At 60.1% G+C, this 20,261-nt stretch carries 21 protein-coding genes; 12 read left to right on the top strand and 9 right to left on the bottom strand.

Annotated elements, in window-relative coordinates:
* The first annotated feature begins 9 nt into the window (after nt 1–9).
* From RBH10_RS18320 to RBH10_RS18290, 7 genes are all read left to right on the top strand, one after another.
* The gene (locus RBH10_RS18320; RefSeq protein WP_281036232.1) at nt 10–1,593 is read left to right on the top strand and encodes a Na+/H+ antiporter subunit D; all 1,584 of its coding nucleotides are present in this window, start codon (nt 10–12) and stop codon (nt 1,591–1,593) included.
* On the top strand, nt 1,590–2,069 hold the full coding sequence (locus RBH10_RS18315) for a Na+/H+ antiporter subunit E (protein WP_281036233.1): 480 nt from the start codon (nt 1,590–1,592) through the stop codon (nt 2,067–2,069). The genes RBH10_RS18320 and RBH10_RS18315 overlap by 4 nt, the downstream gene beginning before the upstream one ends.
* A complete protein-coding gene (locus RBH10_RS18310; protein WP_281036234.1) occupies nt 2,066–2,452 on the top strand; it encodes a cation:proton antiporter in 387 nt (128 codons plus the stop codon). The genes RBH10_RS18315 and RBH10_RS18310 overlap by 4 nt, the downstream gene beginning before the upstream one ends.
* Complete coding sequence (gene mnhG / locus RBH10_RS18305; protein ID WP_045018002.1) at nt 2,449–2,781, top strand: monovalent cation/H(+) antiporter subunit G; 333 nt, start codon at nt 2,449–2,451, stop codon at nt 2,779–2,781. The genes RBH10_RS18310 and mnhG overlap by 4 nt, the downstream gene beginning before the upstream one ends.
* Nucleotides 2,782–3,211: 430 nt before the next feature.
* Nucleotides 3,212–3,640 carry a MucR family transcriptional regulator Ros gene (gene ros, locus RBH10_RS18300; RefSeq protein ID WP_003512037.1) on the top strand — a complete coding sequence of 143 codons (429 nt, stop codon included), beginning with the start codon at nt 3,212–3,214 and terminating at the stop codon, nt 3,638–3,640.
* Between the two features lie 384 nt (nt 3,641–4,024).
* Complete coding sequence (locus tag RBH10_RS18295) at nt 4,025–4,447, top strand: helix-turn-helix domain-containing protein (protein WP_281036235.1); 423 nt, start codon at nt 4,025–4,027, stop codon at nt 4,445–4,447.
* On the top strand, nt 4,440–5,297 hold the full coding sequence (locus RBH10_RS18290; protein WP_281036236.1) for a DUF6456 domain-containing protein: 858 nt from the start codon (nt 4,440–4,442) through the stop codon (nt 5,295–5,297). The genes RBH10_RS18295 and RBH10_RS18290 overlap by 8 nt, the downstream gene beginning before the upstream one ends.
* Nucleotides 5,298–5,301: 4 nt before the next feature.
* Here the strand turns inward: RBH10_RS18290 and RBH10_RS18285 are convergent, their stop codons facing one another.
* Together RBH10_RS18285 and RBH10_RS18280 are read right to left on the bottom strand one after the other, a co-directional pair.
* Complete coding sequence (locus RBH10_RS18285; protein WP_045017996.1) at nt 5,302–5,718, bottom strand: SufE family protein; 417 nt, start codon at nt 5,716–5,718, stop codon at nt 5,302–5,304.
* Between the two features lie 195 nt (nt 5,719–5,913).
* Nucleotides 5,914–6,339 (bottom strand): DUF5330 domain-containing protein, encoded by a 426-nt coding sequence (locus RBH10_RS18280; RefSeq protein ID WP_281036237.1) that lies wholly within the window; start codon nt 6,337–6,339, stop codon nt 5,914–5,916.
* Between the two features lie 484 nt (nt 6,340–6,823).
* Here RBH10_RS18280 and RBH10_RS18275 point away from each other — a divergent pair, with 484 nt between their 5' ends.
* From RBH10_RS18275 to RBH10_RS18265, 3 genes are all read left to right on the top strand, one after another.
* Nucleotides 6,824–8,353, top strand: coding sequence for a HAMP domain-containing sensor histidine kinase (locus RBH10_RS18275; RefSeq protein WP_281036238.1), 1,530 nt, complete (start codon nt 6,824–6,826; stop codon nt 8,351–8,353).
* A complete protein-coding gene (locus RBH10_RS18270; RefSeq protein WP_281036239.1) occupies nt 8,325–9,242 on the top strand; it encodes a peptidoglycan-binding domain-containing protein in 918 nt (305 codons plus the stop codon). The genes RBH10_RS18275 and RBH10_RS18270 overlap by 29 nt, the downstream gene beginning before the upstream one ends.
* A 282-nt stretch (nt 9,243–9,524) precedes the next feature.
* Nucleotides 9,525–9,878: a DUF1491 family protein gene (locus tag RBH10_RS18265; RefSeq protein WP_281036240.1), complete on the top strand. Its 354-nt coding sequence runs from the start codon at nt 9,525–9,527 to the stop codon at nt 9,876–9,878.
* 26 nt (nt 9,879–9,904) lie between these two features.
* Here the strand turns inward: RBH10_RS18265 and RBH10_RS18260 are convergent, their stop codons facing one another.
* Entirely contained in the window at nt 9,905–10,840 is a 936-nt protein-coding gene (locus tag RBH10_RS18260; RefSeq protein WP_281037353.1) for a DUF2336 domain-containing protein, read from the bottom strand.
* Nucleotides 10,841–11,394: 554 nt separating this feature from the next.
* On the opposite strand from RBH10_RS18260, the gene RBH10_RS18255 reads away from it, so the two are divergent.
* A complete protein-coding gene (locus RBH10_RS18255; protein ID WP_281036241.1) occupies nt 11,395–11,583 on the top strand; it encodes a hypothetical protein in 189 nt (62 codons plus the stop codon).
* 20 nt (nt 11,584–11,603) lie between these two features.
* On the opposite strand, the gene RBH10_RS18250 is transcribed toward RBH10_RS18255, so the two are convergent.
* The 3 genes from RBH10_RS18250 to RBH10_RS18240 all read right to left on the bottom strand — a co-directional run bounded on the left by RBH10_RS18250 (nt 11,604) and on the right by RBH10_RS18240 (nt 13,452).
* Entirely contained in the window at nt 11,604–12,152 is a 549-nt protein-coding gene (locus RBH10_RS18250; RefSeq protein WP_045017983.1) for a membrane protein, read from the bottom strand.
* The gene (locus tag RBH10_RS18245) at nt 12,145–12,732 is read right to left on the bottom strand and encodes a DUF1214 domain-containing protein (RefSeq protein ID WP_045017981.1); all 588 of its coding nucleotides are present in this window, start codon (nt 12,730–12,732) and stop codon (nt 12,145–12,147) included. Before RBH10_RS18245 ends, RBH10_RS18250 begins: the two co-directional genes overlap by 8 nt.
* A 111-nt stretch (nt 12,733–12,843) precedes the next feature.
* Complete coding sequence (locus RBH10_RS18240; RefSeq protein ID WP_281036242.1) at nt 12,844–13,452, bottom strand: LysE/ArgO family amino acid transporter; 609 nt, start codon at nt 13,450–13,452, stop codon at nt 12,844–12,846.
* 377 nt (nt 13,453–13,829) lie between these two features.
* On the opposite strand from RBH10_RS18240, the gene RBH10_RS18235 reads away from it, so the two are divergent.
* A complete protein-coding gene (locus RBH10_RS18235) occupies nt 13,830–14,729 on the top strand; it encodes a LysR family transcriptional regulator ArgP (protein WP_281036243.1) in 900 nt (299 codons plus the stop codon).
* A 263-nt stretch (nt 14,730–14,992) separates the two neighbouring features.
* On the opposite strand, the gene RBH10_RS18230 is transcribed toward RBH10_RS18235, so the two are convergent.
* From RBH10_RS18230 to RBH10_RS18220, 3 genes are all read right to left on the bottom strand, one after another.
* Nucleotides 14,993–16,333: a serine hydrolase gene (locus RBH10_RS18230; protein WP_281036244.1), complete on the bottom strand. Its 1,341-nt coding sequence runs from the start codon at nt 16,331–16,333 to the stop codon at nt 14,993–14,995.
* Nucleotides 16,314–17,759, bottom strand: coding sequence for an alginate export family protein (locus RBH10_RS18225; RefSeq protein ID WP_281036245.1), 1,446 nt, complete (start codon nt 17,757–17,759; stop codon nt 16,314–16,316). Before RBH10_RS18225 ends, RBH10_RS18230 begins: the two co-directional genes overlap by 20 nt.
* A 291-nt stretch (nt 17,760–18,050) precedes the next feature.
* Complete coding sequence (locus RBH10_RS18220; RefSeq protein ID WP_281036246.1) at nt 18,051–20,243, bottom strand: transglycosylase domain-containing protein; 2,193 nt, start codon at nt 20,241–20,243, stop codon at nt 18,051–18,053.
* Nucleotides 20,244–20,261 lie beyond the last annotated feature (18 nt).

The following is a 20,261-nucleotide window of genomic DNA, read 5'->3' as shown; positions in this document are numbered from 1 at the left end:
TAAACAGACATGGCTTCATCCACCACCTCCGCAATCTCCGATCTTTCCGCAGCGCTCGTCACGGCACCCGTGCCCCTGTCCGACTGGCTGATCATTCTCCCCGTCGCGCTCTCAATCGGCGCGGGCGCGGTGCTGATGATGCTGCGCCACACCATGCGTCTGCACGCGCCCATCGCGATCACGGCGCTCGTCCTGCTGGTGCTGCTCGATGCCGCCCTTTTGTGGAAGGTCGTGACCGAGGGGCCGTTCACCATGGTCATGGGCCGCTGGCTGCCGCCCTTCGGTATCGCCTTTACCGCCGACCTCACCGGCACGCTGCTGTCACTCGCGGCGGCCATCGTGGCGCTTGCCGGCGCTATCCATGCCAGCGCCGATATCGACGCTAGCGGCAGGCGATACGGGTTTTATCCCTTCCTGATGCTGTTGATGGCGGGCGTCACCGGCGCGTTCCTGACTGGCGACCTCTTCAACCTCTATGTCTGGTTCGAAGTGCTGCTGATCTCGTCCTTCGGGCTGATCGTGCTTGGCTCTACGCGCGAGCAGATCGACGGCGCGCTGAAATACGCCATTCTGAACCTCATCGGCACGACGCTGTTCCTGATCGCGGTCGGTTATCTCTATGCCATCTTCGGCACGCTCAACATGGCTGACATCGCGCTGAAGGCGACGCAACTGCGCGGCACGGCACCGCTGATGACGCTTACCAGTCTGTTTGCTCTCGCCTTTGCCATGAAGGCGGCGGCCTTTCCGGTGAATTTCTGGCTGCCCGCCTCCTATCACACGCCGCGCATCGTCGTTTCCGCCCTGTTCGGCGGGTTGCTTACCAAGGTCGGTATCTACGCGCTGCTGCGCGTCATGGTCATGCTGTTTCCGGTCGAGCGGGAGGAGTTGAGCATCGTCATCGCCGTCTCTGCGGCACTGACCATGGTGCTGGGGGCCATGGGTGCGCTGGCCCAGAACGATATCCGCCGCATGCTTGGTTACATCGTCATATCAGGCATCGGTTACATGATGGCGGGCATCGCCATCGGCACGCCCTCCGGTGTGTCAGGCGCGATCCTTTATGCGCTGCACTCCATGGTGCTGATGACGGCGCTTTATCTCGCTGCCGGCCATACAGCCCGTCTCGGCGGCAGTTTCGCCCTGACCTCGCTCGGTGGCCTTTACCGGCAGGCGCCGTGGTTTTCGGGCCTCGCGCTCGCGCTGTTTTTCGCCGGTTCCGGCCTGCCGCCCTTTTCCGGCTTCTGGCCGAAGGTCGTTCTCGTCAAATCGGCGATCGATATCGGTGCCTGGTGGCTCGCTGCCTCCATTCTCGCCTCCGGTTTCATTACCACCATCGCTTTCGGGCGGGTCTTCCTTCTGTGCTTCTGGCGTCCGGCATCGGCTGTGGCATCGACCGGGCAAGCTCCGGCGCAGCCTCTGTCGCCTCTGGCGGCCCCGTCTTTCGCGCCGCTCGTGGGGCTGACATTGCTGGTGGTGTTTTTCGGCCTGTTCCCGGAAAGCCTGCTCAATCTCAGCCAGCAGGCGGCGGCGGGCCTTGGCAATCCTGAAGCCTATATCCAGTCGGTGTTTTCCGAAGGGGGCAACCCATGAGCCGCTACGTCTTGATATTGCTCTTTGTCGCCGTGTGGCTTGCCGTAACCGGCAGCGTCACCCCGGCCAACATCTTCTTCGGCCTCATCGTCTCAGGCCTGGCGCTCGGCCTTATCCGTCACCAGATACCGGGGGGCGAAGCTCACCGGCTGCGTCCCGTCCGCGTGCTGTCGCTGCTGCTGCTGTTCTTCAAGGAGTTGGCGCTGTCGGCCTGGAAGGTGGCCGTGATGGTGACGCGGCGCAAGCTCGACGTGCAGCCCGGCATCTTCGCCTATCCGCTGAGGCTGACGACGGATTTCCAGATCACGTTGCTTGCCAATCTCATCACGCTGACCCCAGGCACGCTGTCGGTCGATGTTTCCGAGGATAAAAAGACGCTCTACGTTCACGCGATCGACTGCAGCAATATCGAGGCCGCGAAGAACGACATCAGGAACGGCTTCGAAAAAAAGATCATGGAGGCGTTTCAGGGATGACGCCGGAACAAATAGTTTCATTTGCAACTATACTTGCCACGGTTGTACTGTCGGCTGCGTTTTTGCTGACAGTATATCGCGTTGTCGTCGGTCCGACCTTGCCGGACCGGATCGTCGCGCTCGACATGCTGGTCGGCATCGCCATCGGCTTCATCGCGCTCATCGCCATCCGCACCGGTTTCGATCTTTATGTCGATATCGCCATCGCACTCGGGCTGGTGGGTTTTCTGGCGACGGTGGCCTTTGCCCGCTTCGTGTTGTCGCGCGGCGCAGATGGCAGGCGCGGGACAAAGGCGGTTCTGGACGGGGAGCGGGCATCGGAAGCCCCTGAAAAGCTTATGAAAACTGGGCAGAAGCGCGGAAAAAGAAGGGGCGGACGATGATGGGCTGGATCGTGGCTATTCTGGTTGCGGCACTGACGGTTTCAGGCGCTGCCTTCTCGCTGATTGCGGCAATCGGGCTTAATCGCCTGCCGGATGTCTATACCCGCATGCATGCGGCCTCCAAGGCGGGCACGGTGGGTTCCGGTCTGCTGCTTCTGGCTGTGGGCATTCATTCCATGGAAATATCGACCTTGGCGCGGGCGCTTGCCGGTTTCTTTTTCTTTGTTCTGACAGCACCCGTCTCGGCACATCTTCTTGCTATGGCTGCACACAAGGCAGGTTATCCGCTTGCTGATAAATCGGTAGTTGATGACCTAAAGAAAATTTGAAGTTGAATTACCCCCTAATAATAGGGGGTCTTCGTTTTCCATTACTACTTGGCATAGTATTTTATTACCCGTGATTTTTTGTATTCCAATTAGACTGTTTTGAACTGAAAAATTCATAATAGGAATTTGACTTTTGCTGTTTTGATGCTATCCAAATTAAGTGTAAAGTTGCTTATCGCGATTTGCATCTAGCCTCTTCATGGTCGACATAGGCATTTTATTAATGTCTAATCTATGGTTGATCAGACCATTGTTGGCCATGTCGCGGGCTACAAGTTGAATCTCGGATCAATTCGTTTCCGGTTTCGCTTGAAATCTAGGGGTAGATTTCACGTTGGTTTCAACAGGCGAAGGTGGGGCACCGGGTAACTTCACATCGCTCGATGCGGCGTTCGCTCGCGTCTGGAGATCAATAACAGGAGATACTTAAATGACGGAAACTGCATACGGTAACGCCCAGGATCTGCTGGTCGAACTGACGGCGGATATTGTGGCTGCCTATGTTAGCAACCACGTCGTTCCGGTAACTGAGCTTCCCGGCCTTATTTCGGATGTTCATACGGCACTCAGCGGAACATCGGCACCGGCATCGGTGGCGGTCAATGTTGAAAAGCAGAAGCCTGCCGTGTCCGTTCGCAAGTCGGTTCAGGACGATCATATCGTCTGTTTGGAATGTGGCGGCTCGTTCAAGTCGCTCAAGCGCCACCTGACGACGCATCACAGCATGACGCCGGAAGAATATCGCGAAAAATGGGACCTGCCGGTCGACTATCCGATGGTTGCTCCCGCCTATGCCGAAGCCCGCTCGCGGCTCGCCAAGGAAATGGGTCTCGGCCAGCGCCGCAAGGCGAACCGTTGATTTTCTAAAAACGGATCGGTCTGGCCGGTTCTTCTCCCCGCTGGGGAGAAGGTGGCCTGAAGGGCCGGACGAGGGGCACTCTCGCAGCATATTGCTGGCTTTGCCCTTTCAATCCGCTGCCGCGACCTTCTCCCCAGCGGGGAGAAGGCGGCAGGACGCAAACGCCTGCTCCAGATGTAACCATGCCCTATGCCCAGCCGGTCCTTCGACCGGCTTTTTTATTGCCGCGCGTAATTTCGGTAGAGGAAAAGAATCCTTCTCTGAGGCCAGCTCTTCTTCAAAAACAAAGCGAAATCAATCGCATGTTTTTCGACGCCAAATTCACACTTCCCCACGATCGTTCTCAGGTGTATGAATTAATTCCTATTCGTAAAGGAGTTGCATATGCCGCCGGATATGTCGTCTTTGCCTGCCCCGTTGCGACCTTGCGTGCAGGTCGACCATCGCAATTTTCGCCGCTTTCCACCCGTGGCCGGGCGGGATGAGATTTCGCGGATTTGCCGGCTGATCCGGCAACTGACGGGCGAAATGGTGCAATTGACCGGCGATCGTGTGGCCGCGCGCCGGGACAGGCGGCGCAGTGAATGCCATATCCGCCAGATCGCCATGTATGTGTGTCATGTGCAGCTCGGTATTCCCATGTCGGATATCGGCCCCTGTTTCGGCAGGGACAGAACGACGGTCGGTCATGCCTGCCAGGTGGTCGAGGACCGTCGCGACGAGCCGGCCTTCGACGAGTTCGTTGCCATGCTAGAGCGGCTTGCCGGCAGCATTTTTAATGTGATGAAGGGTGTGCGGGATGAGTGAGGCGAAAAGCGCAGCAGCCATGCCTCCCGATCCTGTCCTGTTGCGGCTCCTGCGTTTTATTGCTGCGGGCGTGGCTGAAATCTCGGAGGATGGCGGCGATATGGTGCTGCGACGGTCCGAGGCCGGGAAAGACATGGCAGGGCGTCCAGCCTTGCGGTTTCCGGCCGCAACGGTGCGGCTCGCCGTCTCTGGGGGATTGATCGGCAGGCAGGAAAACACGCTCGCCGCCGCGCCGCCGCTCGCCGCATATCTCAAGCGCGCGATAGCCAAGGACCGAGACGAGATTTTTCAGGAACAGCATTGGGATTTGCAGGCGGTGGTTCTGGATGTCGGCGAAGACAGGCAGCCGGCCCGGCGCAACCTCAATACCTCGCCGCTGACAAGCCTTTCACGCTTGAAGGAGCGGGATGGCGCGGCATTTTTTCCCACTGACGCCTTGCAGGCGGGCGAACGCCTCGCCGCCGATTTCCACCGCGCGCAATTGAGCCCGAGGATAACGGCAACGTGGGAGCCGAAAACAGCCAGCCGCACGAAAGGGGAGGCGGGTGGTGCGCTTGATCTCACAGAGGCGGCGATGGCTGCACGGACGCGGTTTTCCCGCGCGGCCGACGCGATGGGGCCTGAACTGTCGGGCGTCGCCATCGATGTCTGCTGTTTCGAAAAGGGTCTGGAGGCGGTGGAGCGGGAGCGGCAATGGCCGGCGCGTTCGGCAAAACTGCTGTTGCGTGCCGCACTTTTGTCCCTTGCCCGGCACTATGCGCCGCAAGCGCAACGTACCGCAAGGACGAGCCACCACTGGGGCGACGAAGACTATCGCCCGCCGATGGCAACAACGGTGTCAACAGGGTGAGGGGTCAGGCGGCCAGAAGCCGCGCTTCCTCGCGGATACGCTTGATCATGGAGCGCAGGCCATTGGCACGCTGCGAGGACAGATGTTCCACCAGCCCGATCTTGTCGAACACCTTGATGGCGTCGAGATCGGCGATATCGGAAGCCTTCTTGCCGGAATAGACGGCGAGAACGATGGCGACGAGGCCGCGCACGATATGCGCGTCGGAATCGCCCTCGAAGGTCATGAGAGGATCTTCTGCACCGTCGCTATGGCTGACAAGCCAGACCTGACTTGCGCAACCCTGCACCTTGTTCTCAGACGTGCGCTTGTCTTCCGGCAGATCGGGCAGCGCCTTGCCGAGTTCGATGACGTAACGATAGCGATCCTCCCAGTCGTCGAGGAAGGCGAAATCGTCAAGGATCGTATCGAGAGAGGCCATGTTGTGCGCCGTATTGTCCGTTATTGCATGTCTTCGCTAGGATATAGGTGAATTGTGGTCGCTTTTGAACCATGCAGGCCACGAAAAAGCCCACGGAAAACAGGTTTCCGTGGGCAAGTTTGGCAGGCAGTCTCGCAGACGGACATATCCGGCTGCAGGAATGGGATGGCGCGGCGATGCGCGGCCGGGAAAAAGTCAGGGTGCGGGGCGCTTCAGCGGCAGGGGAATGATGGTACCGGTCTTCAGCGTGTCGGTATTTCCAGGGAATTCGACGCTGATCGCGGGGGCTTCGGCCAGTTTTTCGCCCTCGTTGACGAGCTTGGCGACGGGAGCCGTCTTGTCACCGGAGGCAAGCTGCTTGTCGAGCAATTCATAGGCGACCTTGGCGCCTTCCTTTGCCCGTTCGCCGAGCGCGTGGAAGGTTTCGGCGCCCTTGACGCAGACATCGGGTTTTTCGATGCAGATGGCGCTAACATAACGATAGGCCTCACCGGCTGCCGAAACGGCGCTGGGAAGATCGAATGCCGAAGGTTCCTTGGCGGGATCGTTGCTGCTGCCGATATAGGACAGCGCCACGAGTACCAGCGAAAACCAGAATGTTCCTTTGATCAGAAACCACATTGTCAGACACCCTGCCAGATGATCTTTGTTTTGAAGCCCCGCCCGTTTCGGGTCATCGGCCTTTGTCCCGTTTTTCGGGCTTGGGGAGAAGCTACAGGCGACCGGCGAACAGCCAATTGCAAAAAGCAGCGCAATTTAATTCAAATTGTATCTATTCTCCTCGCATCGGGACCGGCTTCAGCAATTCCGTTGCATTTTAACAGTCCATGTTAAGCATAATTGCGACAGATGCCGCCTGTTCCCGGCGAAAGCTGGGCCCCCAGTTGCCACAAAGGTTAACACGATGGCAAAAATGAAGCGAAATCCGTCGCTTACCCGTCATTAACCATGATTGGCAAAGCTTGGTTGAAATGCTCCGTATTGGGACTGCGGCGCATTTGACGGGCGTTTGGCGCCATTCTTTTTATCCATTCCTTAAGCCGCGGCCTTCTATTGTCGGAGCCGTTAGATCCGTCTCAGGGATTCGGTATTGGTATTGCGTAATATGAGAGAAAAAGCGGTCGCATTGGTCGACCATGCCGCAGGCAGATGGCTTGCGCGTATGGAGGAGGACGCCGAAAGGCGCGCCGGAACCGTTGCGCGCCTGCGCCGTCTGTTTGCCTTCAGCGCCGTCGGCCTTGTGGTTGTTCCCGCCCTCTTCAGCCTTGTCTTCAGCCCTGCCATCGCGCTGCCCATCGGTGCTGCTCTGGTGCTGGCGCTCTATCTGGCAGCCGCCGCCCTGCTGATCGCCTTTTCACGTCCCGCGCGTGGTGTTGCGTCGCTCTCCGCCCATGCCGGTGATGATGATCTCGTTGCGGCATCGCAGGTGCCCGGCCTTGTGCTGACGATCAATGAAAATGGCCTCGTCGAGCGTGTCTCCGGCCGTGACCTCGAAAAGTTTCCGGCCGATCTTCAGGCCTGCAAGGACCATGTCTTTGCTGAATATGTCTATGTCTCGGATCGTATCGAATTGATGCAGGCTTTCGATCTGCTACGGCAGGGCGAGGACAAGGCCAGCGTGGAACTGCGGTTCGAAACCGGCGCGAAATCGCGCCCGCTACAGTTCATTCACGCGCGTATGGAAATGACGGCGATCCGCAGCGCGGCCGGCAGGCTGCGCCGCATCGTCGCCCAGCTCTCCGACGTCACCGAGATGGAGCTTCTGCGCCGCGATGTCGCCCGCAAGGCGGCGGAAGCGGAATCGGCCAATGATGCCAAGTCGCGTTTCCTCGCCGCCGTTAGCCACGAGCTGCGCACGCCGCTCAATGCCGTCCTCGGCTTTTCCGACATTCTGGCGGGCGAATATTTCGGCCGGCTGGAAAATGATCGCCAGCGGGAATATGTCGGCTTGATCCGCCAGTCCGGTGCGCATCTCCTGTCGGTGGTCAACACCATGCTGGATATGAGCAAGCTGGAAGCCGGCCGTTACGAGCTGATGATGGAAAGCTTCCCGATTGCCGAGACCATCGCGTCCTGCGAGGCCATGCTCGGCCTGCAGGCGAAGGAAAAAGGCCTGACTTTGACCAGCCGCATCCAGCGCGGTATCGGTGAAATCGCAGCCGACCAGCGCGCCATCCGTCAGGTTCTCATCAATCTGGCCGGCAACGCCATCAAGTTCACCGATGCCGGCGGCGTGGTGTCCATTGATGCTGCGCGTGAAGGCAGGATGCTGAAACTGACGGTCAGCGATACCGGCATCGGTATCGCGTCCGACAAGATTGAACTGCTGGGCCAGCCTTTCATGCAGGTCCAGAATGAATATACCCGTCGCTATGAGGGCACGGGTTTGGGATTGTCCCTGGTCAAGGGTCTGGTGGCACTGCATGGCGGCACGTTCGTCATCACCAGCCAGCCCGGCGAGGGGACAGTCGTAACGATCATGTTGCCTGCCGACGGTTCCGGCATGGCAGGTGGCGAAAACGCTGAAACCGAATGCATGGTGGAGTTTCCGCCGCGCATCAAACGGCTCGGTGAAATGGCCGCGATTATGAAGAAGGATGGTGACGATGGCCCCGCGAAAGCGAAAATCGCCTAAGAAAACAACGGCCCAGATCGGCGCCGGGATTGTTTCCTTGGTGGTTTCGGCCATCGGGCGCGAACTCCTGCGCCGTCCGAAACTGGTGGGCGGCTGCGGTGCCTTCGCGGTCGTCTTCGGTTTTGTCGCCGCCAATGCTCTCTGGTATCAGCCGGGTGTCCACCCGTCGCCTTTCCTGCGCACCCGCGATGCGGCAAACCCGAACGGTATTGCCGGTTACCGCGCGGCGGAGCCGCTCGGCGCGCAGGGCAACGTCACGACCTTCCGTATAGAACGTCCAAGCGAGACCGACACGGCGCAGCAACCGGCAGCCGGAACGGCGGCACCTGCGACTTCGCTTGCGGCTGACAACCAGAAACCGCAGCAGATCGTCGCCGATATTCAGGCCGAACTTAAAAAACGCGGACTTTACGAAGGCGAGGCCGATGGCCGGATGGGACCGCGCACGGCCGCCGCCATCATGTTCTTCGAGGAAACGCTCGGCATGGAACAGACCGGCGAGCCGACGACACGGGTGTTGGCAGCGCTCCGGATCGACGGTGCAACTGTTGCGGCAATCCCGAAAGACCGGCCTTCCGATACCGGTGGCGGCGTCGAGATCGACCCGGTCGCGGCCGCCATCCGCAAGGCTGAAACCCCGCGCCCCAAGGCCGAACCGGTTTCCCTGAGCAGCGCGGCGGCGGCTGCGAAGCCGGTAAGCCGCGAACTGATCGCCAAGATCCAGCAGGGGCTGATCAATATCGCCTATGCCGACGTGAAGGTAGACGGCGTAGCCGGCGAGCAGACCCGCAACGCCATCCGCCACTTCGAAAAACACTACCGCCTGCCGGAAACCGGCGTGCCGAGCGAAGTGGTGCTGAAGAAGTTGAAATCGATCGGCGCGCTTTGAGGCTTAAGCTTCCGGAGGTTGTCGATTGATAGCGGCTGAAGGTGCGTGGGGCTTCCCCCCTCTGCCCTGCCGGGCATCTCCCCCTCAAGGGGGGAGATCGATCTGCGGCAAGGTCTCGCCCATCTCGAAGCTTGAGAATGAAGCGACAAAAGGGCCCCTTGCCGATCTCCCCCTTGAGGGGGAGATGCCCGGCAGGGCAGAGGGGGTAAGCCCCACGCACCTTCGATCCGTTGTCAAATCACCATTGAGAGCACGCCCAACCGTTTAATCGAAAGCACATCAATGCGCCTCAAATCCGAAATTTTCGTCTCAGCCCTTATCCGCCGGGTCTTTTCCGCCGGTGGATTTGCCGCTGTCGAAAAGAAGGGGGCCGAGGAGGCGGGGGCGATCTTCATCCGCCAGCGTCTACGCGATGGCCGTGAAAACCTCTACGGACCCGCGCCACAAAGTTTTTCAGATGACGGGGAAATTCGTGCCGAGCGCCGCTTCGAGACACGCCTTGCCGGTGTGGAGGGGGAGGAAAGTGCCGCCCTTCTGGAAAGGGAGCGGCGTTTCGACAGCGATCTGTGGGTCGTAGAGATCGAAACCGACGAGATCGGCGATCTCCTGACGCTGGTTGACCAGCCGCAGGCCTAGAACGCGTCGGGAGACGTGCGGCGGGTTTAACCCTGCGTCCCCGTTCTGTGGACGACAGGTGCGCTGCGGTTCGGCCGTTCCTTGCCATGCGTATAGCTGTCGGCGCGCCGCCAGCTTTCCACTCGCTCTTCGCATTCGATGATTTCCAGGCGGTCGAGCAGGGCTTCGGCGCGGCTCATATCGCCTTCGGCGGCGGCAAGATGCGGATAGAAACATTGCAGGATGAATGCGGCTTCGGAAAATTCCATGCCAAGCCCGATCAGCGTGGTGGCGAGCTGCGCGCCTGATATATCGAGCATGATCCGCTCCGACAGCCAGTAGCTGGACGACAGTGCATCCGCCAGCGCCACCGCAAACTGTCGCGCATCGCGCTCACGGGCGAACCGCACCAGCAAGGCTTCCTGCACGTCGCTCAGACGGCGAAGGCCAAGAACGTCGCTTTCCGGGCGATTGAGGTGGTGCGCCATCTGTTTGATCCGCTGGCGCATTTCTTCTTCTAGCGCGGATGCGGCCTCGATGCGGGTGGGCTTTTCTTCCACCTTCGTTTCTTCGGTTTCGGCAACGGCTTGCTGCGGGGCAACGTCCATTTCCTCGTTCGGCCGCTTCAGATCCTCCATATGCCGCAGGCCGACAAGCGCGTCGATGACGGTCGGCGACAGGTCCTCGCGCCGGACGATGGCGCGGGCATGGGCGGCCCCTTGCGTGCGGGCAATGGTGATCAGCGTGTCGTCATCGAGGCACTTCGACGAAATGAGGAACGGGGCGGCAATCGAGATCGGCTGGCAGGCAATGAAGAAGGCGACGGCCGAAGGCACGCTCGGATGCTGGGAGAGTGCCGCAATGGCTTCCCGCTTGGCTTCTTCGGTGGAGGCGTTGAAAAGCGGCATGAAAAGTTCGGCAAACTGCCGAAGGTCCGTTTTTGACGGATGGGGAACGGTCTCAAAATTCGTAACAGTGGCCATCAGCACCACATCTTTCTTCCTCACGGCTCTTGGCCTCTCAAGTTCTCGAAACCGGTCGGTCAACGCACTACCCAACAAAAACGCAAACACAATATCGGTTCAAATTAGAGCAAATCCGTTGACGCCCTGTTAACTATGGGGGGTGGCAAGAGAGATTCCGCATTTATCAACAAGGAAATTTTAAAACCTTCGTGACGGAAAAAACGTCATGGAACTTTGCCGCCTCGCCTTTGTTTTCAGCGCATGCGGCTTTGTGAGGGATAAGTCGGCGTCCGGCGGTTAGGGTTAACGGATCATTAACCTCTGTCTGTTTGTAATTTCATGGGCAGTATTAGGATTCCATGTTATTCTGATCGATAGAATAAATTCGAAAATGGCATGCCGAAGCCTTAATCTGCGCATGATCCCTGATAAAATCGCCATCGGTTTTTGGGTCATGCGAAACCAGTCTGTGGACTGGAATATGCGCAATGTGATGGTGATGAAATTCCCGACGCAAGACGAGGCTTGCGCGGTTCCCATGGGCAACATTGACTCCCGAAGAGGAGACGAGCATGGCAGTTATTATTCCAATCGGCGAAGCCCGACGAAGCCTGCGCCCCACCGGCGTGGCCGGCAAGGTGATGGGCCCGGCGAAGGTCGTGCTGTTTACCGGCGTGCGTTATGAAAAGCGCGATACCGAACCGGCCGGCAAAGACGCGCGCAAGCGCAAGCCCGCACCGGAAACCGCCTTCAAATCCTGATTATGCTTGATAGATCGGCGTTATTTCCACGGCGTCGGCTGGCATTTCGCCTCGTTCAGGAACCGTTCCGCTTCTTCCCCGAAACTCGGCTGCGGCACCATTGTCCGCAACACCACATATCCTTCCGTCTGATCCGATTCCGCCAGAATGGCCTGTGAAAGCGCTGGCGGCTGCGCCTTGCGTATGGCCGCGATCTGGACAGCATCCGCCACCAGAATATCCATCACCCCGCCGGCGGACGTGCGGTCGTTCATGCTGAACACCTCGTTCGAGGCCTTGTCGTAAACCGCGACGGACCAGAAGGGCACGGCACCGATTGCGGTCAGCCGAACCGGCTTTTCCTCGATATCGAAGGTGCAGACGGCAACCCGCATGAAGGGATCGCCGCTTCCCAGCGCCTTTTTCTCCGCCGTCTCCTCAAGCAGATGAAACTGATGCGGCTTTCCTTCAGCAACAGCACGCGTATAAGCATCGCGGTTGCTGAAATGCGGTATCGCCAGAAGAATGATGACATGCAAAACGGCGGCGGCGACAAGACCGGTGAGGATGGCGAGCAGGATCCTAAGCATTGCCACACCCCAGCTTGCGGATTTGCGGCATGGCGATATCGATCAGGCCGGAACTGCCCGCGACCGGCGTATCGAGCAGCGTCATGACCAGCTTGAAGGTCTGGCCCTGCGGCACCGCCAGCCAGTTATAGGTCTGGGCATCGGGGGCGATGGTGATGTCTATGCCGCCATCGGCGCTACGCAACAGCGTGCGGGAATTGAGCGCGAAGGGCCGCCCGGCATCTTCCGCCAGCACATTGCCCTGCTGGTCGGCGGTATATAGCGTCCAAAACCGAGAGGGTGGCACGGCGCCTGCCAGCCGGTAACGACACTCGCCGGTCAGGCGCTGACCGTCGCTGTCGACGGAGGCGGTAAACGCCAGCCCTTCTGCTGTTCCGTAAAGCAGCTTGCCGGCATCCGCGCGGTGCGACTTGGCGTAGGGGTCGGCTTCGATTGTCTGTGCCTCCGGGAAGGCATCCCATGAGCCTATGCGGATCGAGCCGAAGCCGGATGTCGCCTCAAGCGCTGCCAGCGTCGCGGCAATGCCACCACCAAAGGCGATCAGTAGGGCGATGCCGACAAGGAATGGAACTCGAAACACGCTGTTTTCCCGTTTTTGTACAGGTCGAGGACTATCACTGATTCCCTGTTTGGAAAATGGTACGCCTTGTCTAGTCTTTGTGGAAATGATCGAAACCGGGGATTCCCTGGCTCAGGCCCCTGCCACCAGCTTGAAGGCGATGGCCCACATGGTGACGGCGATGACGCCTTCGAGGATTCGCCAGGCGGAAGGTTTTTCGAAAATCGGCCGCAGCCAGCGCGCTCCGTAGCCCAGCGAGAAGAAGAACAGCAGCGAGCCGGTGGCAGCACCCGCCGCAAAGGTCTTTTCGAAACCGGGAAATTGCGTGGAAATGGTGCCGAGCAGCACGACGGTATCGAGATAGACATGCGGATTGAGAAAGGTCAGCGCCAGGCAGATGGCTAGCGTCTGCCACAGGCTTGCCTCCCGCCTTTCTGCCACCGAAAGCGCCTCCGACGAGCGCAGCGCCGAATGCAGGCTTTTGGCGCCATACCAGATGAGGAAGGCCGCACCGGCATAACGCATGATGGGATCAAGCGCCGGCATGACGGCGCTTATCCGCTGAAAGCCGAACACGCCGACGGTGATCAGCAGCGCATCGGAAATCGCGCAGGTGGCGCAGACGGCAAAGACATGCGAGCGCGCCAGCCCCTGCTTCAGAACGAAAGCATTTTGCGCGCCAATGGCGACGATGAGGCTCAGACCCATCGTCAGGCCGGTGAAGAAGATTTGTATGTCCATGCTGGCTGCTGCCTTTTTGTCGCTGCCTGTGCGGATGGCCGGTGCCATCGCTTGCAAACCGAGTGCTTGGATATTTCCTTCACATGCATTAATCCAATTAAATAAACTCAGCTTAAGTAAGCAAATCTAATGATCGATCAGCGCATGCAACCCGGCGATTCCATGGGCCGTTGCCTCCCCACCACCCTCATTCCTGTGCTTGTCACAGGAATCCAGTCGACGCGCGTCTGCGCGGCGAGAGAGTCCTTTCAGCCCAAGGACTTGGACTGGCTGGATTCCTGTGACAAGCACAGGAATGAGGGTGGAGGAAAGCACGGCGAAAGACCGCATGCTTTACGCCAGCCGCACCCATACCAACCTCTACACGGAGGGCTGTAATGCTCGACTATCCCTCCATGCGGGCCGTGGCGCTCGTTGCACAGACCGGCAGTTTCGAAAAGGCGGCGCAGGTACTGTGCGTCACGCCGTCTGCTGTTTCCCAGCGCATCAAGCAGCTGGAGGAGCGGCTCGGTGTGGTGCTGATCGTGCGCGGCAATCCTTGTGTGGCGACGGAAAAGGGCGAGTGGCTCTGCCGGCATATGGATCATGTCGGCATGCTGGAAAGCGAGCTGTTCCGCCAGCTTCCGGCGCTGGCGGAAGCAGGGGATGCGCAGGAGCGCGTCACGCTCAACATCGCCACCAATGCCGACAGCCTCGGTACATGGTTTCTCGACGCAGTTTCAAAATTCACCGCTCATTCCGATTATCTCGTCAACATCGCGGTGGATGATCAGGATCACACGGTGGAATGGTTGCGCGGGGGCAGGGTGCTTGCTGCCGTCACTGCTCATGCGAAACCGGTGCAGGGCTGCCGGGTCACACCGCTCGGCGTGCTGCGCTATCACGCCACCGCCAGCCCGGATTTCATGGCCCGCCATTTTGCCGATGGGGTGACGCCCGCAACGCTTGCCCACGCGCCGGGGCTGACCTTCAACCAGAAGGACAGGCTGCAGGCCAGTTGGATCAAAAAAGCGTTGGGTGAGGATATCTCCTATCCCACCCACTGGCTGCCCTCGACCGATGGTTTCGTGAAGGCGGGCCTTACCGGCATGGGCTGGGGCCTCAACCCCGTGCAACTCGTCGGGGAGCATCTGAAAGCGGGGCTGCTCGTGGAACTCATCCCCGGCACGCCGCTCGATATCCCGCTCTACTGGCAGGTCAACCGGCTCGCCGCCGACCGTCTTGGCGCGCTGACGTCGCATGTGGTGGAAACGGCGAGGGCGGCGTTGCTGCCTTGAGCATTGGGCGCTCGATTTGCAGAGAAGGGGGCTGTGGAGCGTGTGGCTTACCCCCCTCTGTCCTGCCGGACATCTCCCCCACAAGGAGGGAGATCGGCAAGAGGCTTTACCCCCGCTTCAATCTCAAACGTTGAGATGGATGAGACATCGCCTCGGGTCGATCTCCCTCCTTGTGGGGGAGATGTCCGGCAGGACAGAGGGGGGTAAGCCGCACGCTCCGACAGAATTTTTAGGCTATCCGCAGCCATGGCATGTCCCCAGCATCACGGCTTCCCCGCCCGTTCCATCAAATGACGCGCCACAGCCTCGTAGGCGGGCAGGGATGTCGGGTCGTTGGCGGCATTGCCGGCAACGGGGTGCGAGGAAAACCGGGCGATGACCATGTCGGCTGTGGGGTCGATGTAGATTGCCTGGCCGTGCACGCCGCGCGCCATGAAGGCACCATTGGCATTGTGGGTGACCCACCACATGGCGCGATAGCTCCAGCCCTGCAACGCTGGATAACCGCCCTTCGCAAAAGCTGCCTTGTCGCCGCCGTGGCGGATATTGTCGATTGCCTTCTGCGGGATGAGATGCTGGCCGCCCGCCACGCCGCCATCGAGCAGCAGCTGGCCGATGCGCGCCATGTCACGCAACCCGGCATTTAACCCGCCGCCGGCAAAGGGCGTGCCGGTAGAATCGACGGTGTAATAGGCGTCCTGCTCGGCGCCCATCCGGCTCCAGATCCGCTCCGACAGCAGTTCGGCCACCGATTTTCCCGAAGCGCGAGCGATGACCCAGCCGAGTGCATCGCTGTTGATCGTCTTGTAACCGAAGGCGGAACCGTGTTCGCCCTGCTTCACCACCGTCTTCAGATAGTCGAAATAGCTGCGCGGCCCTTCATAGCCCTCGGGCTTGGGAAGCGGATTGCCGGCCGCGGAGTAGGTCCACACATCGGCTTTGGGATCGGCATAGTCCTCGCTGTAGCGCAGGCCCGTCGTCATATCGAGCACCTGCCGGATCGTCGCATCACCGAAGGCGCTTTTTCCAAGTTCGGGGACGACGGTCGCGACCTTGGCATTCTCGTCCAACGTGCCTTCGGCAACCAGCATCTCGCCGAGAAGCCCCGTCAGCGACTTCGTCACCGACATGGCGCCGTGCTGCCCCATTTCGTTCAGGCAACCGGAATAGCGCTCATAGACGAGCACGCCCTTGTGCAGCACGACGATGCCGTCGGTGTAGTTGGCGGAGAGAGATTGCAGCCAGGTCATGTCGCGGTCGGCACCCGTCGGCCGAAAAGTCACGGTGTCGATGGCGGGATCGATCTTGCGTTCAAGCGCCGCGGGTGCGCCGAGGCCACGGCTTACATTGACCGTCGGCATCAGCTGGCGGAAATGGCAGACCGTCCATCGCGATTTCGGAAAGTTGAAATAGTCGCTGTCGGAAAAGCGGATGATCTTGTCTTCCGGCGGCGGAAACCCCTGCATCCAGCCGAGCTTGACCGGGTCCGACTGTTCCGCCGAAAGCGGGGCGGCGTCCTGACTGGAAGCGGCGAGCGGAAACGCCAGAACGGGCAGGGCGGCGATAAGCGCGATCGACAGGGTTCTAGAAATTGACGATGACATTAACGAAACCTCCAAGCCAGTTCGGCGAATTTTCTGCGGTCATGGAATCCATGCCCTTGCCGGGGAAGGAAATGCTGACGCCGGCGGTGAGAAAGGTGTTGGGATTGATGACGCGCGAATATTCCAGATAGATGTCGTCGGCGAGATGGCGGTTGCCCACGCCGGCAACCGGGGTGGGGGTGCCGTCGATGTCATCGAGGCGCGTGCCCTGACCGAACTGGATCGGGCTGTTCAGCTCATTGGCGCGGATATGCGCGTAACGCAGTGTCCATGTGTCGGCCTGCGTCGGCTTTACCTGCAGGCTGAGCTGGTGCGCATTGACGTTCGAATTCAGGAACATCATCGAGGACTTGGTGCCCGTCGACCATGCGCTGGGGTTGCCCTCGTAATAGAGCGGGTCGAAACGTTCCAGACGCGAGGTCGAAGGGTCGTCGCCGGAGAAGGTCTGGTAGCTGTAGGCAATCGTCGGCGTCCACGAAACCTCTTCGAACGCATAACCGATCTGGGTGCGGCCGCCCCATGCCTGCAGGTCGATATCGGGGTTCCATTGATAGGCGATATCACCGCCGATGAAAAACCCCGAAAGCCCTCCCTCGAACGGATTGGTGCGGGCATAGGCGTTGACGAAGCTCAACCCCTCGCGCGCACCCGGCACGATCACCGGCGCGCCGATGCCGCCAGCCGCAGCTCGGGGGTAGGGTGAACCGGATTCCGGGACATGGCCGAAAGTGATGCCGGCATATCGCCCCTTGTCCACTTCATAACGCAGATCCGCGCCGACGATCTTCGTGCCGCTGTCCTTGTCGGATAATTCGTTGGCGTCGATGAAAAAAGCCGTCGCCGTCAGGTCATCCACACCGAACCGGAGAATGGCCGCCTGTTCCCATGCCTTTCGGGGGCCAAGTTTCAACGCGCCCCGCTCAAAGCCGCTCGATCCGCCATTGGCGATCAGCATGCCGGTTCCGGTCTGGAACGGACGCGGCCCTAGGGAGATATCGAAGAAGGGACCGGTTTTTGCCTTCGAGCGCAGCCCGAGATAGCCATCCTCGAGCGTGATGGCGCCCGTGCCACCCGCATCGAAGGCATCGGTGCCGAGAGTGCCGGAGGCAACGGCGGAGATTTTTCCATAGACCTGTAGCAGGTCGCCGGCATCGGCGGTGAAGCCGATGCCGGGCATCAGATAACCTTCAAGCCACCTTGTATCGCTGTCGAAACCGGCTTTTGGCGCGAAAGTGTCGGCGAAGTTCCAGAACAGGTTCTGCTCGGCCACGGCGTTCACACCGGCCTGAAAATGCAGGCGCAATTCGAAGCCCGGTTCGTCGATCAGAAGCATCGGGTCCTGCGCATGGGCCGTAGCGGGCACAAGCCCCAGGCCAGCGATAAGAACGGCCGCAACTGCCCGCTGTCCTTCCCCCGCATTGTTCATGCCGCCCTCCGGGATCGGTTCGTTATCAGACAGAGATAACCTTGCCGACAATAGGCATGAATTTACCGGAACGGTCCATTCAATCTTTGAGTGTAGAAAGATTATTCACGGTTTTTACCATGTCTGGCGTATCCGGGACGCACGTAAAGGGCTTTTCGAGTGCATCGACTATTGGCGAATATATTAGAAATCCGCACTTATACTTGACATCTGTCACCGGCAGACCTCTGCCGGTGAGGTGAGGATCCCTAAACGTGCAATTTTAGGTTGGTGATCGATAGAGGCAGGATGCTAATGCCGCGCGGGTTCATCCCTGCCGTCGCGGATGGCCGCTTCCGCCACCTTCTGCGTCGTCACGGTCAAAGGTGCCGCTTCCTTCATCTTCTTGGCGATGGAGCGGATGACGCGGGTTGCTTCCGCCGAGAGCGAGCGTGGGCGGGTGAGTGCCGGCATGGCAGGCGTGTTGGCGGATGCGGCAGCGACCTGCGCCGGAGGCTGCGGGCGCGCGCCGGTTGGCAACGGGTTCTGGATGCCGGGAATGGGGCGCAGCTCCATGCCCTGATGGGCATAATCCATCAGCCGCTTGTACGTCATGGCCGGAAGCGCGCCGCCGGTCATGTTGTTCATCGGCGTGAAATCATCGTTCCCGAACCAGACCGCGGTGGTGTAATTGCCGGTGAAACCAATGTACCAGGCGTCGCGATAGGCCTGCGAGGTGCCGGTCTTGCCGCCGGAAACGATGCCGTTTTCCAGCGCGCCACGCCGGGCGGTGCCCATAACGGGGATCGTCACCAGCATCTGGTTCATCTTCGAATTGGCCTCTTCGGAAAGCACGCGCTTGGCGGGCGCCTCGTCACGGCCGAAATCGTAGAGAACCTTGCCTTCGTAATCCAGCACCTGCTCGATGCCGTGGCGACGCGATTGCATGCCGTTGGCTGGGAACACCGCATAACCGGTCGCCTGATCGAGCACCGTCACTTCCGACGTGCCGAGCGGGATGGTCTTGTCGCTGCGCAGCGGCGTGGTCACGCCCATCGCCTTAGCGGTGTCAACGATCACCTGCGTGCCGAGCACGTCCTTGGCGAGCCGCACCGGCACGGTGTTGTAGGATTTGGCAAGCGCCACCTGCAACGTCACCTTGCCGGCATAGGAACGGCCGTAATTCTGCGGCGACCAGCCGCGCCAGGTCACGGGCGCATCGGAAATCAGCGTCTCTGGCTTCATGCCTTTTTCCATGGCGGCCGAGTAGGTATAGACCTTGAAGGAGGACCCTGGCTGGCGCAGAGCCGCCGTGGCGCGGTTGAACTGGCTTTCACCGTAGTCACGCCCGCCGACCATGGCGCGCAACGCCCCGCCGTTCTCGATCATCACCATCGCGCCCTGTTTGACGCGGTAGCCCTCGCCATATTCGCGCAGTTCCATTTCCATCGCCTGCTCGGCCGCCTGTTGCAGCCCGGTATCGATGGTGGTGCGCACGACGACGGTATGGTCCTTGAACCTGCCCTGTGCCGCCAGCCGCTGCACCTCGTCGAAGGCCCAGTCGAGGAAATAATCCGGCGCCTTCACATCGGCGCGGTCGATGACGGTGGCGGGATTGCGCCGCGCGCCGATCACCTGCCCCTCGGTCATCAGCCCGCTCTGCACCAGATTGGAAAGCACGGTGTTGGCGCGCGCACGCGCGGCAGGCAGGTTGACATGCGGTGCGTATTTGGCCGGCGCCTTGAACAGGCCGGCAAGAATGGCGGATTCGGCAAGCGTCACATCGGTCAGGTTCTTGCCGAAATAGAACTGAGCCGCCGCCGCCGCCCCGAAGGTGCCGCCGCCCATATAGGCGCGGTCGAGATAAAGGCTCAGGATTTCCTTCTTCGACATGTTGGTCTCAAGCCAGAACGCGAGGAAGGCTTCCTTGATCTTGCGCTCCAGCGAACGCTCATTGGTGAGGAACAGGTTCTTGGCAAGCTGCTGTGTCAGCGTCGAGCCGCCCTGTACCACGCCGCCGGCGCGGGCGTTTTCGCTCATGGCGCGGGCAAGGCCGATGAAATCGATGCCGAAATGGTCGAAGAAACGCCGGTCTTCGGTCGCCAGAACCGCCTTGATGAAATGATCAGGCATCTGGTCGATCGGCACGGAATCCTCGTGGATGATGCCGCGATGGCCGATGGTGTTGCCGTAACGGTCGAGGAAGGTCACGGCGAAGTCGCCGCGATAACGCCAGTCCTTCTTGGTTTCCTCAAAGGCAGGCATGGCAAGCGCCAGAAGCACGACGCAGCCCGCCGTTCCGAAGGTCAGCGCGTCGCAGGTCAGGTTGACGAGAAGTTTCTTCCAGCCGCGCACATGCAGTTTGCGCGAGGCGATGGTGACGTCTTCCCAGAAATCCACCAGCCTTGCCGCAGCCGTCCACAGGCCGGAGTCGATGAATGAATCGATTCTCAGCAGGATATGCCGCTTTTTGCGACCGTTTTTATCGTCTTTTTCTTCCTGCACCTGGCGATGTTTTCCTGT

Origin of the sequence: Rhizobium sp. AN73, assembly GCF_030757975.1 — a bacterium.
Taxonomy (GTDB): Bacteria; Pseudomonadota; Alphaproteobacteria; order Rhizobiales; family Rhizobiaceae; genus Agrobacterium; species Agrobacterium arsenijevicii.
The sequence above is the reverse complement of the archived record's forward strand: the minus strand, read 5'-3'. Positions and strand labels throughout refer to the sequence as shown.